This is a genomic window from Zoogloea ramigera (assembly GCF_006539865.1).
Classification (GTDB): domain Bacteria; phylum Pseudomonadota; class Gammaproteobacteria; order Burkholderiales; family Rhodocyclaceae; genus Zoogloea; species Zoogloea ramigera.
Map to the genome: position 1 here is coordinate 1 of NZ_BJNV01000029.1, position 14,186 is coordinate 14,186.

The window sequence follows — 14,186 nt, forward strand, 5'->3', positions numbered from 1 at the left end:
GGGCTAGCCCGCAGGGCGTAACCCGACATTTGAACGTGGGTGATGTCGGGTTACGCTGCGCTACTCCGACCTACGCCTGCTACGGCTGCGCAGCCTTCAGCGCCCGAGCGCGCGGCGGATGGACGGCAGGGCGAGTTCGACGGCGGCTTCGCCTTCGGCGATGGCTTCGGCGCCGCGGTGGTAATCCATCAGCCCGAGCTGGGCAAGGCGCGGCGAGATGAGCACGTCGGCCGGTTCGCCGGCGAGGCGGCTGCGGGCGATGCGCACGGACATGATGGAGATGCTGCTCTGCATCACGGTGAGCATGGAGGGCAGGCCTTCGGGCTCGGTCGCGGTGTCGTCGGCGGCGGCAGGCGCCCCGTTTCGCCCGAGGCGGGACAGCAGCTTGCGGTGCCAGCTGGCGGGGGTGTCGGCGGGCGCTTCGACCCGGGGGCTGTGACGCCAGGCGGCACCGACGACGTCCGAGTTGAGGTCGACGGCGATGACGATGTCGGCCCCCATGGCGCGGGCCAGGGACACCGGCACCGGATTGACGAGCGCACCATCGACGAGCAGGCGGCCGTCCTGCCAGGCGGGGGTGAGAAGGCCCGGGAGCGCGATGGAGGCGCGCACGGCGGCCGAGACGCTGCCTTCGCGCAGCCAGACTTCGTGGCCGCTCTGGAGATCAGTGGCGACGCAGCCGAAGCTGTGCAACAGCGCGGTGAAATCACGGTCGACGAAGTTGCGCTCAAAGAAACCGATGAGCTTGTCGCCCTTGATGAGGCCGCCGCGCAGGCCCATGTCCATCAGGCCGACGACGTCCTGCCAGCCGAGGGTTTCGACCCAGCTGCCGAGCTTTTCCAGATCGCCGGCCGCAGCGACGGCACCGACGAAGGCCCCGATGGAGCAACCGCTGATGATCTGCGGCTCGATGCCCTCCCGCGCCAGCGCCCGCAGCACCCCCACATGCGCCCAGCCCCGGGCGGAGCCGCTGCCAAGGGCGATGCCGATGCGGGGGGTGCGTTTCATGGGGGCCTCGTCGTGGGGGTTGGTTGTGGCAGGAACGATTGGGCGCTTGCTGCGGCCTGCGGTAGATTCGATGCGAGGGGGCGCTACGGGGGCGCGTTGTAGGGGCGACTGAAGTCGTCCCTACAAGGACAGCCGATATCCGACGGTTGGTGCCGCAGGAAACGGCAAGCTGACACCGGAACCGACGAAACCCCTCCCCGGCCCTCCCCTTGTCAGGGGAGGGAGGACACCGGCCGGTCCTCGGCGCCCCGCCAATTCTAGGAGACGCCCGACCAGCAAGGCTCACCGTATCAAGGAACCAGGGGACGGCTCGTGGGCCTCATGCGGGTAGCGTTCAGCAAGGTTCCCCCCTGCCAAGGGGGGACAGGGGGGTCTGGCCGAGGCCGTCGCCCTCCCCCGCTTACAGCGGCTCGGCGTAGAGGTCGTGGACGTCGCAGTCGGTGATGCGGACGCGGGCGAATTCGCCGGGCTCGAGGTGCTCGCCGGCGGGGATGATGACGAGGCCGTCGATGTCGGGGGCGTCGCCGGGGGAGCGCGCCAGCGCGCCTTCTTCGTCGATCTCGTCAACCAGCACGGTCATCTCGCGGCCGATGAAGCGTTCGAGGCGTTCGGTGGAGATATCTTCCTGGAACTCCATGAGCTGGATGCGGCGCTCTTCGCGGATCTCCTCGGGCACGGCGCCGGGGAGTTCGTTGGCGGCAGCGCCTTCGACGGGCGAGTAGGCGAAGGCGCCGACGCGGTCGAGCTTGGCCTCTTCGAGGAACTGCAGGAGCTCTTCGAAATCTGCGTCGGTCTCACCCGGGAAGCCGGTGATGAAGGTGGAGCGGATGGTGAGGTCGGGGCAGATCTCGCGCCAGCGACGAACCCGCTCGAGGTTGTTCTCGGAGCTGGCCGGGCGCTTCATGGCCTTGAGGATGCGCGGGCTGGCGTGCTGGAAGGGCACGTCGAGGTAGGGCAGGATCTTGCCTTCGGCCATCAGCGGGATGATGTCGTCGACGCTCGGGTAGGGGTAGACGTAGTGCAGGCGAACCCACACGCCGAGCTCACCGAGGGCGTTGCAGAGGTCGTAGAGCTTGGTGCGCAGCGGGCGGCCGCCCCAGAAGCCGGTGCGGTACTTGGTGTCGACGCCGTAGGCGGAGGTGTCCTGGGAGACCACCAGGAGTTCCTTGACGCCGGCGTTGACGAGGTTTTCGGCCTCGCGCATGACGTCGCCGATCGGGCGGCTGACGAGGTCGCCGCGCAGGGACGGGATGATGCAGAAGGTGCAGCGGTGGTTGCAGCCCTCGGAGATCTTGAGATACGCGTAGTGGTTGGGCGTGAGCTTGATGCCCTGGGGCGGCAGCAGGTCGATGAAGGGGTCGTGGGGCTTGGGCAGGTGCTTGTGCACCTCCTGCATGACCTGCTCGGTGGCGTGGGGGCCGGTGACGGCGAGCACCTGCGGGTGGGCCGCCATGACCACGTCGTCTTTCGCGCCGAGGCAGCCGGTGACGATGACCTTGCCGTTCTCGGCGAGGGCTTCGCCGATGGCGTCGAGGGATTCTTCGACCGCGGCGTCGATGAAGCCGCAGGTGTTGATCACGACGAGGTCGGAGCCTTCGTAGGACGGGGAGATCTCATAGCCCTCGGCACGCAATCGGGTGAGGATGTGTTCGGAGTCTACGAGTGCCTTGGGGCACCCAAGGCTGACGAAGCCGACTTTCGGAGCGGCCGCGGGTTTGGATTGGGTCATGCGTCAAAAACCTGAAGGGTAGAAAGCACAAGGGCCGCTACGATCGCGGCCCGGTTTTTTTATTTGGCGGAGCTGTCGGGCTCGGCCGGCGGCGTGTCCGGATCGAGCTTTTCGGGGTTGAAGCCCGCGGGGAAGGCCGGGAACTGGAAGCCGGAGAAGAGGTTGCGCGTCTGGCTGTCGAGCTGCTCCTGCATCTGCGCGTACATCTTCTTGCTCTGGTCCATGTAGGCGCCCATCATGCTTTGCATGGCGGGGCCCTGGAAGTTCAGGAACTGGGCCCACAGGTCGTGGCTGACGGTGGCGTTTTCACCGTACACCGATCGGACCTGCTCCTGGAGCTTGGCCTGCATGTCGGTGAAGGACTTGATGTTGCTCTCCAGGTACTTGCCCATCATCCCCTGCATGGCGTTGCCATAGAAGCGGATCATCTGGGAGAGCAGATCGCTGGTGAACATCGGCGCACCACCAGCCTCTTCTTCGAGGATGATCTGCAGCAGGATGTTGCGGGTGAGGTCTTCGCCGGACTTGGCGTCGACGACCTGAAAAATACCGTGTTCGAGAACGAGCTCCTTCACGTCGGCGAGCGTGATGTAGGAACTGGTTTGGGTGTCGTAAAGGCGGCGGTTCGGGTATTTCTTGATCAGGCGAATTGGATCGGCCATTAGTTATATCTCCTCGGTGGCGATAGACTCGCCCACGGAGATTATACTGCACTGCGCAATAAAAAACCCCGCCAACTGGCGGGGTTGCTGTGCAATGCGTCGCGAAAACGATTACTGGTAGTACAGACCGCCGTTGACGTTCAGCGTGGCGCCGGTGACGTAGCCAGCCAGATCGGAGGCCAGGTAAACCACGGCCGCGCCGATTTCTTCGGGCTTGCCCAGACGCTTGACGGGCACGGTGTCGATGATGGCGTTACGCACTTCTTCCTTGATCGCCATGACCATGTCGGTGCCGATGTAGCCCGGGGCGATGGCGTTGCAGGTCACGCCCTTGGTGGCGAGCTCGGCAGCGAGAGCCTTGGTGAAGCCAATCACACCCGCCTTGGCGGCGGAGTAGTTGGTCTGGCCAGCCTGACCCTTGACACCGTTCACCGAGGAGATGTTGATGATGCGGCCAAAGCCACGCTCGGCCATCTTCGGGGAGATGCTGTGGGTGACGTTGAAGAGGCTGGTCAGGTTGGTGGCGATGACGGCATCCCACTGGCCCTTTTCCATCTTCGGGAAGAACTTGTCGCGGGTGATGCCGGCGTTGTTCACCAGGATGTCGATCGGGCCGACTTCAGCGGCGATCTGCTCGACAGCGGCCTTGCACTGCTCGTAGTCGGAGACGTCGAAACCGTACAGCGGGATGTCGAGACCTTCGGCCTTGCGGGCTTCAACCCAGGCTTCCTTGGCGGGATCGCCGGGGAAGAAGTTGCCAACCACGCGAACACCGGCAGCGGCCAGGGACTTGCAAATCGCGGTGCCAAGACCACCGACTGCGCCAGTAACGAGAGCGATACGTTGCGTCATTTCACTTTCCTTTGTTGCAGTGCCAAACGGAACCGGAATTAGAACATATGCTGACCGCCGTTGATAGAGATATTGGCCCCGGTTACGAAGGCCGCCTCATCGGACGAGAGGTAGGCGATCAGGCCGGCGATCTCTTCGGGCTTGCCGAGACGGCTCATCGGAATATGAGGAAGAATCTTGCTTTCAAGGACTTCCTGCGGAATGGCGAGGACCATCTTGGTGCCGATGTAGCCCGGGGAGATGGTGTTGACCGTCACGCCGGACTTGGCCACTTCGAGCGCCAGGGACTTGGTGAAACCGTGCATGCCAGCCTTGGCGGCCGCATAGTTGGTCTGACCAAAGGCGCCCTTGATGCCGTTGAGGGAGGACACGTTGATGACGCGGCCCCACTTGCGCTCGACCATCCCGTCCATGACCTGCTTGGTCATGTTGAAGACGCTGTCGAGGTTGGTGTGGATGACGGCGTCCCAGTCGGCCTTCGTCATGCGCTTGAAGGTCATGTCGCGGGTGATGCCGGCGTTGTTCACCAGCACATCCACGGGGCCGATGTCGTGGGTGATGGTTTCGACGCAGGCCTTGCAGGAGTCGAAATCAGCGACGTCGCAGGGGTAGGCCTTGAAGCCGTAACCCATGTTGTTCATTGTCTGCAGCCATTCGGCCGCCGTGGTGTTGCCCGGCGAATGGGTGGTGACCACCTTGTAGCCGAGCGCCGCCAGCTTGATGCAGATGGATTCGCCCAGACCGCCCATACCCCCGGTAACCAGTGCTACACGTGCCATGTTGTTTCCCTCCTTGTGGTTAGTATTGTGCGGGGCCGCATGGTTGACAGCCGCCGCGGGTGAAACCTTGGTGCCCTGGCTCTGATGGCCGTTCGGGCGTCGTCAGTGAAAGCGCGGACATGCGGGGGTGATGACGAGGCGAGTTGTAGGGGCGACTTCAGTCGCCCCTACACGACACGCCCCCTCCCCTTAAGGGCTCCGGGCAACGCTGACGGTGCTGTTCATGCAAATACGGCGCCGGGCAATGCCCGACGCCGTAACGTTGTCGATCAGACGGTTTCCTTGACGTAGCGACCGGGCGCGGGCTCGATCACCTTGTACTTGGTGTTGCCCGGCTTGTTGCGGGCGGCCACCATGTCGCCGCTCTTCGGGCGCAGCCACTCGACCCAGTTGAGCCACCAGCTGCCCTTCTGCTCGGTGGCGGCCTCGAGCCATTCTTCGGGCACCGCGGCGCTGGATTCGCTGACCCAGTAGCTACGACGGTTCTTGGAGGCCGGATTGATGGCACCCGCGATGTGGCCGCTGGCGCCGAGCACGAAGGTGGTGTCGCCGCCGAGGAGCTGACGCACCAGGTAGGCGCTGGTCCAGGGCACGATGTGGTCTTCGCGGGCGGCCATCAGGTAGGCCGGGACGTCGACCTTGCCGAGATCGACCTTGACGCCGAGCATCTCGAGCTTGCCCGGAACGCGCAGGTTGTTCTCGAGGTACATGTTGCGCAGGTACCAGGCGATGAAGGGGCCGGCGATGTTGGTGCTGTCGGAGTTCCAGTACAGCAGGTCGAAGGCCTCGGGCTTCTTGCCCTTGAGGTAATTGCCGACGACGTACTGCCAGATGAGGTCGTTGGCGCGCAGGCTGGAGAAGACCTGGGCCAGCTCGCGGCCCTGGAACACGCCGCCCTTGCCGATGGTGGCCTCACGGCCGGCCACCGAGGCTTCGTCGACCAGGCAGCCGATCTCGCCGGCGTCGGCGAAATCGAGCAGGGTCGTCATGAGGCTGAGGCTCTCGACCGGGTCTTCGCCGCGGCCCTTAAGCACGGCCAGCGCCGACGTAAGGATGGTGCCGCCGACACAGAAGCCCAGCGCGTGGGGCTTCTTGACCTTGGTGACGTCACGCACGACGTCGAGGGCGGTGATGGGGCCGAGCTGGAGATAATCATCCCAGCCGAAGTGGGCCTGCTCGGCCTGGATGTTCTTCCAGGACACCAGGAACACCGTGAAGCCCTGCTCGACCATGAAGCGCACCAGCGAGTTGGCCGGCTGCAGGTCCATGATGTAGAACTTGTTGATGCAGGGCGGCACGATCAAGAGCGGGGTCTTGTGGACCTGCTCGGTGAGCGGCGCGTACTGGATGAGCTGCATCAGCGCGTTTTCGTAGATCACCGAGCCCGGCGTGGTGGCCAGGTTGCGACCGATCTCGAAGGCCGAGTCATCGGTCATCGAGATGCGGCCCTTCTCCATGTCGGAGATGAGGTTCTTGATGCCCTGGGTGATGCTCTCGCCGCGGGTCTCGATGGCGGTCTGGATGAACTCGGGGTTGGTCGCCGCGAAGTTGGACGGCGCCAGCGCGTCGACGTACTGGCGGGTCAGGAACTGCATGCGCTCCTTGGTGCGCCCGTCGGCGATGGGCAGCGCGTCGGCCAGCTTGGTGAGATAGTCGGAGTTGAGCAGGTAGGCCTGGCGGATGTAGTCGAAGACCGGGCTGGCCGTCCATTCGGGGGCATTGAAGCGGCGGTCGCCGGGGGCCGGCTGGGCGATGGGCTGGACCGGCTCGCCGGGGCGGGCCTGGGCCATGCCGGCCCACAGGCGGGCGTGGGCCTCGGCGAGCTCCTGCTGGAGCCGGGCCATGTCGGAGGCTTCAGGCAGCGGCAGCTGCGGCGCCTGGGCCGGCGCGGCCTGCTGGAAGGCAGCGTTCTGCTTGCCGAGATAATCGAAAAAACCCGCGGCCAGCGACTGACCGAACTTGAACATTCCGTTGAGTGCTTCGGCAGACTGCTCCGGTGTAACAGACATCCGTATCTCCTTTTTCGATTTCGACCGCCGGCGCCACCACCAGTGGGCACACAGACAGCCCCGGACGCCGGGTGCGCGGAGAGACCCCGTCGCGACCTGCGGCCTTGTAGAATTCGTGTATGTATATTGTTGCGATTGCCTGGTTGTACGTCGCGGTGCTGGCTGCAGCAGCCGATACGACCCTCATTGGCGGGATCCTGACCTTCGTCTTTTATGGCGTGGCGCCGCTCTCCCTGTTTCTCTGGCTGTTCGGAACGCCTGCCAGGCGCCGTCGCTCAGCCCAACGCGCGCTCAGCGAGCGGGTGGGCGAAGACGATCGAGGCGATGCCGGCGGCGATCAATAATACCTGCTGGGCGGTGGCGCGCAATTCTGTTCGCCTATGGAGGCCCGGAATCAGGTCGGCCACCGCCACGTAGATCATACTCGCGGCGGCAAGGGCGAGAAACACCGGCACCAGCTGCTGCATTTCGGACAGCGCGAAATACGCCAGGATGCCGCCGACCAGCGTGGCGAGGCTGGAGAGCAGGTTGAAGGCCAGCGCCTTGCCGCGGCTGTAGCCCGAGTGAAGCAGGATCAGGAAGTCGCCGAGCTCCTGGGGGATCTCATGGGCGATGATGGCCAGCGCGGTGACGATGCCCAGCGGCGTGCTCTCGACGAAGGCGGCGGCAATCAGCACGCCATCGACGAAGTTGTGGAAGGTGTCGCCCACCAGGATCAGCAGGCCGCTGCGGCCGTGCTCGTGGCCGCCATGCCCGTGGCCGTGGCTGTGCGGCTCATGGCCGGCGCAGCCCTCGTCGTGGCAATGCCGCCACAGCACGAGTTTTTCGAGCACGAAAAACAACAGGATGCCGGCCAGGATGTTCATCGCGGCCTTTTCGGGGGATTCGGCGGCTTCGATGGCGTGGGGCAGCACCTCGAGGAAGGCGGCCCCGAGCAGCGCGCCGATGGCGTAGCTGATCAGCACCGGTACCCAGTGGGGCCGCGCGGCGTATGAAACGCCAGAGGCCACCAACACGCTGAGCAGCCCGCCGGCAAGACTCATCAGAACGATCCAGGCGATGGGCGTCATGGTCATAGGGGTTTTACAGTGGGCGGGCAGTATACCGCCTGTCGGGGCCGCGGCCGGAACTCAGGCAAGCCAGACCAGCGAGGCCATGCGGCCCGTCCGGCCATCGCGGCGGTAGGAAAAGAAGCGCGCGGCTTCGGTGAAGGTGCAGGCATCGCCGCCGTACACGCCTGCGACACCCAGCGCGGCGAGGCGCTGGCGGGCGAGCAGGTAGAGATCGGCCAGCCACTTGCCCGCCGGCCCGGCCGGGCGGAAGGCTGCCGCGGCGGCCGGATCATCCGCCACGAAGGCGGCCCTCACCTCGTCGCCGACCTCGAAGGCCTCCGGGCCGATGGCCGGGCCGAGCCAGGCCATGAGATCGCCGGCGGGCACGCCCATCGCGCGGGTGGTGGCCTCGATGACGCCGCCCTGCAGCCCGCGCCAGCCCGCGTGGGCGGCGCCGACGACGGTGCCGGCCCGGTCGCACAGCAGCACCGGCAGGCAGTCGGCGGTCATCACCACGCAGACGGCGCCCGGCTTGCGGGACACCGCACCGTCGGCATCGGGCACGCCACGCAGCGTGGCGAGGTCGACGACGGCAGTGCCGTGCACCTGGTTGAGCCAGCCCGGTTCGGCGGGCAGGAGCGCGCGCAGGCGGGCCCGGTTGGCGGCGACCGCGGCCGGGTCGTCGCCCACATGGGTGCCCAGGTTGAGGCTGTCGAAGGGCGCCACGCCGACGCCACCGGCGCGAGTGGTGGACAAGGCCCTCACGTTGGCCGGAGCCGGCCAGGCGGGGACGATCCAGGCGTCGGTCATGGGGTTTCCCCCCGCAGGCGCTGCAGCAGCTCGTCGAAGTCGGCCGGCAGCGCCGACTGCCAGCGGCAGGCCTCGCCGCTGCGGGGGTGGATCAGGCCGAGCTGCCAGGCGTGCAGCGCCTGGCGCGGAAAGGCGTCGAGGCGCGGGTCGGCGCTCTTGGCCTTGCCGTAGGTGGCATCGCCGACCAGCGGGTGGCCGATGTGGGCCATGTGCACGCGGATCTGGTGGGTGCGCCCGGTGGCGAGCTCGCATTCGACGAGGGTCGCCCGGGCGAAACGCTCGACGACCCGGTAGCGGGTCAGGGCCTCGCGCCCGCCGGGCACCACCGCCATCTTGGTGCGCTGCACCGGATGGCGGCCGATCGGCGCATTGACCTCACCGCTCGGCGAAGGCTCGCCATGCACGAGGGCGTAATAGTGCCGCTTGACGCTGCGCGCCTGGAGCTGGCGCACCAGGTCGGTCTGGGCCTCGAGGGTCTTGGCGACGACCAGCAGACCGCTGGTGTCCTTGTCGAGGCGATGCACGATGCCGGCCCGCGGCAGCTCGCGGAACACCGAAGCGTGGTGCAGCAGCGCGTTGAGCAGGGTGCCCGACCAGTTGCCGCTGCCCGGATGGACGACCAGCCCGACCGGCTTGTCGATGACGACGAGGGTGTCGTCCTCGAAGACCACCTGGAGCGGAATGTCCTCGGCCTGCTCGGCGAGCATGGCTTCGGAGGGTTCGGGGCTCACCAGCACGGCCTCGCCGCCCCACACCTTGGTCTTGGAGTCGGGGGAGGCACCGGCGATGGTGATCCGCCCCGACTTCAGCCAGGACTGCAGGCGGCTGCGGGAATGTTCGGGGAACAGCCGGGCGAGGGCCTGGTCGGCCCGCATGCCGGCACATTCGTGGGGAATCGACTCGCGTTGCGGCGAAGGGGTGGAAGCGGCTGGGCTATAATCCGGCCAGTCTTCTTCGAAAGAGTTTTCAATGGCGCATTTCACCCTGCGTAGTTTAACGCTTACCGGCTTCCTGCTGCTCGCCGGATGCAGCGGCCTCCCCGACATGGCGGACGAAACCGTCGGCTGGAGCGCCCAGAAGCTCTACACCGAAGCCAAGGAGTCCATGGGCGACGGCGCCTGGGACCGCGCCATCAAGATGTTCGAGAAGCTCGAGGCGCGCTACCCCTACGGCCGCTACGCCCAGCAGGCGCAGCTCGAGGTGGCCTACGCCTACTACAAGTCGAACGAGCAGGCGTCGGCGGTGGCGGCGTGCGAGCGCTTCATCAAGCTGCACCCCAACCACCCGAACGTCGATTACGCCTATTACCTGAAGGGCCTGGCTTACTTCAACGAAGACCTGGGCTTCCTCGGCACGCTGTCCAACCAGGACCTCTCCGAGCGCGACCCGAAGGCCGCCCGCGAATCCTTCGAGACCTTCAGGACGCTCAGCCAGCGCTTCCCCGACAGCAAGTACACCCCCGACGCCCTGAAGCGCATGCGCTACCTGGTGAACGCCCTCGCCTCCTACGAGGTGCATGTGGCGCGCTACTACCTCAAGCGCGGCGCCTACGTGGCGGCGGCCAACCGGGCCCAGGCGACGGTCAAGGACTTCCCCAACTCGCCGGCAACCGAAGAAGCCCTGTTCGTGATGGCGAAGAGCTACGACGCCCTCAACATGCCCGAGTTGCGCGACGACGCCGACCGCGTGATGCGCAAGAACTTCCCCAACAGCCGCTACCTGGGCCTCGGCCTGCCCGACGACAAGGCCCGCGCGCCGTGGTGGAAGATGTGGTGAGCGGCCACCATGGATGACGCCGTCCGCCAGGCCCTCGCGCGCTGGCCGGACGTGCCCGACTGCTTCGGCTGGCTGAGCCTGTCGCGGCGCGGCGAATGGCAGCTGCCCGACGGGCCGATCCGCCACGCGGGGCTCGCGGCCTTCATCGGCCGCAACTACGAGGCCGACGCCGACGGCCGCTGGTATTTCCAGAACGGCCCGCAGCGTGTCTTCGTGAGCCTCGCCTACACGCCCACCGTGCTGCGCCTGGCAGCGCCTGCGCGCCTGCAGACCCACACCGGCCAGCCCGTCGAAACCCTCAGCGGGGCCTGGCTCGACGACGAAGGCAGCCTGCTGCTGGCCTCGGAGCACGGCATCGCGCTGCTCGACGACCGCGACCTGGCCGCGATGGCCGCCCACCTCGTCGGCGAGCTCGAGCAGCCGGACGCGCCCATCAGCCTCAATTGGAGCGGGCGCTGCCTGCCCGTGGAGCGCATCGCGCAGGCCGACGTGCCCGCCCGCTTCGGTTTCGTCGGCCAGCCGGCCTGAAGCCAGGCCGGCGGCAACACCCGGCGGGGCTCAGCCCCGGCCGTAGGTGTCTTCGAAACGGACGATGTCGTCCTCGCCCAGGTAGCTCCCCGACTGCACCTCGATGATCTCGAGGGGCAGCTTGCCCGGGTTGGCAAGCCGATGCACATGGCCGAGCGGGATGTAGGTGGATTCGTTCTCGCCAAGCAAAAAAGTGCGCTCGCCGTTGGTGACCTCGGCGGTGCCCTTCACGACGATCCAGTGCTCGGCCCGGTGATGGTGCATCTGCAGGCTGAGGCTGGCGCCCGGGTTCACGACGATGCGCTTCACCTGGAAGCGGGAGCCGTTGTCGATCGAGTCGTACCAGCCCCACGGCCGGTGGATCTTGCGGTGGGCCGAGGCCTGGCTGCGCTTGCTGGCCTTGAGGGCAGCGACGATCTGCTTGACGTTCTGGGTCTTGTCCTTGCTGGCAACGAGCACCGCGTCGGGGGTCTCGACGATCACCGCGCCTTCGAGGCCGACGCAGGCCACCAGGCGGTCCTGGGCATACACCAGGGTGTCGCGGCTGTCCTCGAAGAGCACGTCGCCGCGGGCCACGTTGCCGTTGCCGTCCTTGTCGGCGATCTGCCACAGGGCGTCCCAGGCGCCCACGTCCGACCAACCGGCCGACATCGGCACGACACAACCGGCGATGCCGAGGCCTTCGGCCGCCGCCAGCTTCTCCATCACCGCGTAGTCGATGGAGTCCGACGGGCAGGCCCCGAAGGCGTCCTTGGCGACGCGCACGAAGTCGGCGTCCCGCGCGCCAGCCTTCCAGGCGTCGACACAGGCCGCGGCCATCGCCGGCTGCAGGCTGTCGATGGCCTTCAGCCAGGTGCTCGCCCGGACCATGAAGAGGCCGCTGTTCCAGAGGTAATCGCCGCTGTCGAGGTAACGCTGGGCGGTGGCGGCGTCGGGTTTCTCGACGAAGGCCGCGATGGCCTTGCTGCCATCGGCGCGGTCGGCGCCGCAACGGATGTAGCCGTAGCCCGTCTCGGCGCGGTCGGGCACGATGCCGAAGGTCACGATGGCGCCCTCGAGGGCCGCCGGGATGCCCGCGTCAATGGCGGCCTGAAAACCGGCCAGATCGGCGATGACGTGGTCGGCCGGCATCACCAGCATCACCGGGTCGGTGTCGGCGACCGCCAGGGCGGCCAGCGTGAGGGCCGGCGCGGTGTTGCGGCCGGCCGGCTCGAGCACGATGTTGTTGCTGCCGCGCCCGGCCGAGCGCAATTGCTCGGCGGTGACGAAGCGGTATTCCTCGTTGCACACCACGACCGGGGCCGACGCCACCGGCAGGCGGCCGGCAAAGCCGGCCAGACGGCCCGCGGTGGCCTGCAGCATGGTCTCGTTGCCGACCAGGGCCAGCAGCTGTTTGGGGTATTGCTCGCGGGAGAGCGGCCACAGGCGGGTGCCGGAGCCCCCGGAGAGAATGACGGGCTGGAGTTCCATGGAATGAAAGGTAATGAATGGAATGTAGGGTGTGGCCGACAGCTGTCAGCGGCAACCGTGCCGGCGCACGCGCAGCCGTCTTTCTAGCATGAATCCGCCGGGAGATTCGTTACCAATCAATCCAGGGGCATTATGCCGACGACGCGGACGGCGCTGCTGCCAGCCATGATCCGACCACCTGCTCCACTTCCTCAACCCCTGTCTTCTTGAGACTCGAGAACAACTGCACGGTGACCTGCTCACCGAGGGGCGCGAGCTCTTTTCGCACCGCGGCCAGCGTGGCGGCGGCCTCGCTGCGGGTGAGCTTGTCGCTTTTGGTGAGCAGCACGTGGATGGGCCGGCCGCTCGGGGCAAACCAGCCGATCATCGTGCGGTCACGGTCTTTGAGCGGGTGGCGGGAGTCCATGATCAGCACCAGGCCGATCAGGTTCGGGCGGCGGGTGAGGTAGTCCTCGAGGAGGTGCTGCCACTGGCGGCGGATGGCCTCGGGCACCTCGGCGTAGCCGTAGCCGGGCAGGTCGACCAGCACCGCGCCGTTCTGCAGCCGGAAGAAGTTGATCAGCTGGGTGCGGCCGGGCGTTTTCGAGACGAAAGCCAGGCGGACGTGGTTGGCCAGGGTGTTGATCGCACTCGACTTGCCGGCGTTGGAGCGGCCGGCGAAGGCGATCTCCGGCCCATTGGGTGGAGGCAGCCCGCTGGGCTTGGCAATCGAGATTTCGAACTGGGCGTGACGGAAGAGGGACATGGATGAGCCGACCTGGACACAGCGGGCATCTGCCTGCAGCGCCACTGCGTCGCGCAAATGACTGGAGTTAATATAGAATAACAGGTTTGAGACACCCACATTCTTGGCTTCCGAGGACATCATGATCAAGCGTTCCCTTCTGCTTTCGCTGCTTCTGGCCGCCACTGCGGCTCAGGCCCAAGACAAGGCCGCCGCCCAGCCCGATATGGCCAAGGCGAAACAGACTGCCGAACAGGTGTGCGGCGCCTGCCACGGCGCTGACGGCAATAGCCAGATCTCCGCCAATCCGAAGCTCGCCGGCCAGCATTCGGAGTACCTCCTCAAGCAGCTCCGCAACTTCAAGAGCGTCGACGGCAAACCCGCCGAGCGCGTCAACGGCATCATGGGCGGCATGGTCGCAGCCCTGTCCGACGACGACATGAAAGGCCTCTCCGCCCACTTCGCGAGCCAGCAGCTGAAGCCCGAGTCCGCCAAGAACAAGGCCTCCATCGAGCTCGGCCAGCGCCTGTGGCGCGCCGGCGACCAGAAGCGCGGCATCCCCGCCTGCGCGGCCTGCCACGGCCCCGCCGGTGCCGGCCTGCCGGCCCAGTACCCGCGCCTGTCCGGCCAGTTCTCCGACTACACCGAGGCCCAGCTGAAGGCCTTCCGCGCCGGCGAGCGCGCCAACGACCCGGCCAAGATGATGCGCACCATCGCCCTCAAGATGACCGACCCGGACATCAAGGCCGTCTCCGACTACGCCGCCGGCCTGCGCTAAGCGACGACA

At 66.7% G+C, this 14,186-nt stretch carries 14 protein-coding genes; 3 read left to right on the forward strand and 11 right to left on the reverse strand.

Translation table 11 applies throughout. The features are described 5' to 3' along the window. Positions 1-96: 96 nt before the first annotated feature. The 9 genes from ZRA01_RS09640 to ZRA01_RS09685 form a co-directional block, all read right to left on the reverse strand. Positions 97-1,008: a patatin-like phospholipase family protein gene (locus ZRA01_RS09640; RefSeq protein WP_141351587.1), complete on the reverse strand. Its 912-nt coding sequence runs from the start codon at positions 1,006-1,008 to the stop codon at positions 97-99. Between the two features lie 400 nt (positions 1,009-1,408). After that, positions 1,409-2,737 carry a 30S ribosomal protein S12 methylthiotransferase RimO gene (gene rimO / locus ZRA01_RS09645; protein WP_141351589.1) on the reverse strand — a complete coding sequence of 443 codons (1,329 nt, stop codon included), beginning with the start codon at positions 2,735-2,737 and terminating at the stop codon, positions 1,409-1,411. A gap of 59 nt (positions 2,738-2,796) precedes the next feature. Continuing rightward, positions 2,797-3,399 (reverse strand): polyhydroxyalkanoate synthesis repressor PhaR, encoded by a 603-nt coding sequence (gene phaR, locus ZRA01_RS09650; RefSeq protein WP_141351591.1) that lies wholly within the window; start codon positions 3,397-3,399, stop codon positions 2,797-2,799. Between the two features lie 111 nt (positions 3,400-3,510). Beyond that, on the reverse strand, positions 3,511-4,251 hold the full coding sequence (gene phbB, locus ZRA01_RS09655; protein WP_141351593.1) for an acetoacetyl-CoA reductase: 741 nt from the start codon (positions 4,249-4,251) through the stop codon (positions 3,511-3,513). 38 nt (positions 4,252-4,289) lie between these two features. Further along, a complete protein-coding gene (gene phbB / locus ZRA01_RS09660) occupies positions 4,290-5,030 on the reverse strand; it encodes an acetoacetyl-CoA reductase (protein ID WP_141351595.1) in 741 nt (246 codons plus the stop codon). Positions 5,031-5,299: 269 nt separating this feature from the next. After that, positions 5,300-7,039, reverse strand: coding sequence for a PHA/PHB synthase family protein (locus tag ZRA01_RS09665; protein ID WP_141351597.1), 1,740 nt, complete (start codon positions 7,037-7,039; stop codon positions 5,300-5,302). Between the two features lie 275 nt (positions 7,040-7,314). Further along, positions 7,315-8,115 (reverse strand): ZIP family metal transporter, encoded by an 801-nt coding sequence (locus tag ZRA01_RS09675; RefSeq protein WP_246093541.1) that lies wholly within the window; start codon positions 8,113-8,115, stop codon positions 7,315-7,317. Between the two features lie 54 nt (positions 8,116-8,169). Further along, positions 8,170-8,901 (reverse strand): peptidoglycan editing factor PgeF, encoded by a 732-nt coding sequence (gene pgeF, locus ZRA01_RS09680; RefSeq protein WP_141351601.1) that lies wholly within the window; start codon positions 8,899-8,901, stop codon positions 8,170-8,172. Then, positions 8,898-9,884 (reverse strand): RluA family pseudouridine synthase, encoded by a 987-nt coding sequence (locus tag ZRA01_RS09685; protein WP_371859290.1) that lies wholly within the window; start codon positions 9,882-9,884, stop codon positions 8,898-8,900. Before ZRA01_RS09685 ends, pgeF begins: the two co-directional genes overlap by 4 nt. Here ZRA01_RS09685 and ZRA01_RS09690 point away from each other — a divergent pair. Further along, on the forward strand, positions 9,871-10,677 hold the full coding sequence (locus tag ZRA01_RS09690) for an outer membrane protein assembly factor BamD (protein ID WP_141351605.1): 807 nt from the start codon (positions 9,871-9,873) through the stop codon (positions 10,675-10,677). The two genes, ZRA01_RS09685 and ZRA01_RS09690, sit on opposite strands and share 14 nt — an antisense overlap. 9 nt (positions 10,678-10,686) lie before the next feature. Continuing rightward, complete coding sequence (locus ZRA01_RS09695; RefSeq protein WP_141351607.1) at positions 10,687-11,205, forward strand: DUF2946 family protein; 519 nt, start codon at positions 10,687-10,689, stop codon at positions 11,203-11,205. Positions 11,206-11,235: 30 nt separating this feature from the next. Here ZRA01_RS09695 and ZRA01_RS09700 read toward each other — a convergent pair whose 3' ends face one another. Both ZRA01_RS09700 and yihA read right to left on the reverse strand, forming a co-directional pair. After that, positions 11,236-12,675 carry a mannose-1-phosphate guanylyltransferase/mannose-6-phosphate isomerase gene (locus ZRA01_RS09700; RefSeq protein WP_141351608.1) on the reverse strand — a complete coding sequence of 480 codons (1,440 nt, stop codon included), beginning with the start codon at positions 12,673-12,675 and terminating at the stop codon, positions 11,236-11,238. A gap of 130 nt (positions 12,676-12,805) precedes the next feature. Continuing rightward, the gene (gene yihA / locus ZRA01_RS09705) at positions 12,806-13,420 is read right to left on the reverse strand and encodes a ribosome biogenesis GTP-binding protein YihA/YsxC (RefSeq protein WP_141351610.1); all 615 of its coding nucleotides are present in this window, start codon (positions 13,418-13,420) and stop codon (positions 12,806-12,808) included. 121 nt (positions 13,421-13,541) lie between these two features. On the opposite strand from yihA, the gene ZRA01_RS09710 reads away from it, so the two are divergent. After that, positions 13,542-14,177 (forward strand): c-type cytochrome, encoded by a 636-nt coding sequence (locus ZRA01_RS09710; RefSeq protein WP_141351612.1) that lies wholly within the window; start codon positions 13,542-13,544, stop codon positions 14,175-14,177. The last annotated feature ends 9 nt before the right edge of the window (positions 14,178-14,186 follow it).